Source organism: Polaromonas sp. P1_E1_2, assembly GCF_056406035.1.
In genome coordinates, this window is record NZ_JBFUAZ010000667.1 from 1 (window position 1) to 2,245 (window position 2,245).

Here is a 2,245-nt window from a genome sequence, read left to right on the forward strand (position 1 = left end):
CTTGCCAGGCTGATCAAGGTGGACCTGGCGCGTTATGCGCAACTGGCCAAATCGGCCAATATCAAACCTGAATGAATGCTGGGGGGTAGTGACGCCCGCGCAGCGCAGGCGCTGCGGTTTCGGCGCCTTGTCTGACGGCGGCCTGTCACCCAATACCCTATAACTGATGCATGGCGGGCCCGTAGCGGCCCTGCTCTGGCCGGCATTGACCCGCGAAGGGCGCCGGCCGCAGAATCCATTCCTGGCTCAAGGAGATTCCATCATGTACAAGCACATTCTGGTTCCTGTAGACGGCTCTTCCACCTCGCGCAAGGCGATCGGCAATGCATTGGCAGTCGCCCAGGCGTTCAAGAGTGAGGTGACCGTCGTTTACGTCATAGATCCCTATGCTTTTACCGGGGTGGGCGCCGACTTTGCCTACGGGCAGGCTGAATACCTGAGCGCTGCCACGGCCGAAGCCAATGAGGCCATCACCGCAGCCAAGCAAGCTTTCAAGGAGGCGGGTATCACCGCCACCGGATCGGTGGTGGAAGGCCATGCCATCTATCGCGGCATTCTTGACACCGCCGAGGCGATCAATGCCGACCTGATCGTGATGGGCTCGCATGGCCGCCGCGGGCTTGAAAAACTGGTACTGGGTAGCGTCACCGCCCAGGTGCTTTCCCATGCACACCTGCCTGTGCTGGTGGTGCGCGACTGAGCCGCCGTTTCCTGATGACGTGACACCAACAAAGGAGCTTTTATGGACCTTCTGAACCACGACATTGCACATGAATTTCCGGAATACCTGCAGAAGATGCGCAGCCTCAAGGTGTCTGACCCACACTTTGCCGAGCTCTTTGCGCGCTACGACGAGGATAACCACGCGATTGCAAAGTATGAGCAGGGCGTGGGTGTCATCACGGACGAGGCGCTGGAAGACCTGAAAAAGCGGCGGCTCAAGGTCAAGGACGAGATTTACCAGATCCTCAAGAAAAGCTGATCACGTCATGGGAATTCCTGATTTTTAAGGAAAACTGCCTTGAAACCCAATAGGAACTTGCGCAAGCAGCTATCAAAAAGGAAGCAAGACACGGGGTTTGCATCGTTCCTGCCCTGCAGGGTGGCTTGAAAGTCCGGTGATATGGACAACGGTTTTCGGCCGTTTCATCAAACTGCCATGTGCCGCGGGTACGCTGGGGTGTTGACCGATTTCCGGTTGTGCAGGAGAGAGCCTTGAGTTCAAGCGAAGAAGAATTGATGCGGCGGATCCGCAATGACCTGATCGACAGCTACGACGAAGAGCTGGAGATGGAGATTGAAGACCGCACCGTGGCCGAGCTTGTCGGGGAAGAGCAGCCTGCCCGCAGCCCCAGGGACGCGGCACAGGAAAAAGAAGACCGCCGCCAGTACTTCCGTGAGCTGTTCCGCCTGCAGGCCGAACTCGTGAAGCTGCAGGACTGGGTGGTCAGCACCGGCCACAAGGTGGTGATTTTGTTTGAAGGGCGCGACGCCGCCGGCAAGGGAGGCGTGATCAAACGCATCACCCAGCGGCTCAATCCGCGCGTCTGCCGTGTGGCGGCATTGCCAGCCCCGAACGACCGCGAGCGCACGCAGTGGTACTTCCAGCGTTATGTGTCCCATTTGCCGGCAGCCGGCGAGATCGTGCTGTTTGACCGCAGCTGGTACAACCGCGCCGGCGTGGAACGCGTCATGGGCTTTTGCACCGACGAYCAGTACGAAGARTTTTTCCGTACCGTGCCGGAGTTTGAAAAGATGCTGGTGCGTTCGGGCATACAGCTCATCAAGTACTGGTTTTCCATTTCCGATGAAGAGCAGCACCTGCGCTTTCTCGGGCGCATCCACGACCCGCTCAAGCAATGGAAGCTCAGCCCCATGGATCTGGAGTCACGCCGCCGCTGGGAGGAGTACACCAAGGCCAAGGAGATCATGCTGGACCGCACCCACATCCCCGAGGCCCCATGGTGGGTGGTGCAGGCGGACGACAAGAAAAAAGCCCGCCTGAACTGCATCCACCACCTGCTGCAGCAGATGCCCTACCAGGAAACCCCGCACCCGCCCATCGTGCTGCCCGAACGGGTGCGCCATGAGGACTATGTGCGCGTTCCGGTCCCACAAAAMATTGTGGTACCGGAAATCTACTAACACCCCCGTTCAGGCTCACTTCAGAAATAGACCCACCCCTGTCCAGGCTCACTGCGTGTAGCCTGTTCCCCCCTCGAGGGGGCGGCGCCTGCGGCCCGGC

At 59.3% G+C, this 2,245-nt stretch carries 3 protein-coding genes; all 3 read left to right on the forward strand.

Annotated elements, in window-relative coordinates; all coding sequences use genetic code 11:
• Positions 1-262 precede the first annotated feature (262 nt).
• The 3 genes from AC1D1P_RS21465 (at position 263) to ppk2 (ending at position 2,145) form a co-directional block, all read left to right on the forward strand.
• A complete protein-coding gene (locus AC1D1P_RS21465; protein WP_477674367.1) occupies positions 263-700 on the forward strand; it encodes a universal stress protein in 438 nt (145 codons plus the stop codon).
• Between the two features lie 42 nt (positions 701-742).
• Positions 743-982, forward strand: coding sequence for an HP1242/YdcH family protein (locus AC1D1P_RS21470; RefSeq protein ID WP_457279214.1), 240 nt, complete (start codon positions 743-745; stop codon positions 980-982).
• 257 nt (positions 983-1,239) lie between these two features.
• Positions 1,240-2,145, forward strand: a complete 906-nt coding sequence (gene ppk2, locus AC1D1P_RS21475) for a polyphosphate kinase 2 (RefSeq protein WP_477674368.1) — start codon at positions 1,240-1,242, stop codon at positions 2,143-2,145.
• Positions 2,146-2,245 lie beyond the last annotated feature (100 nt).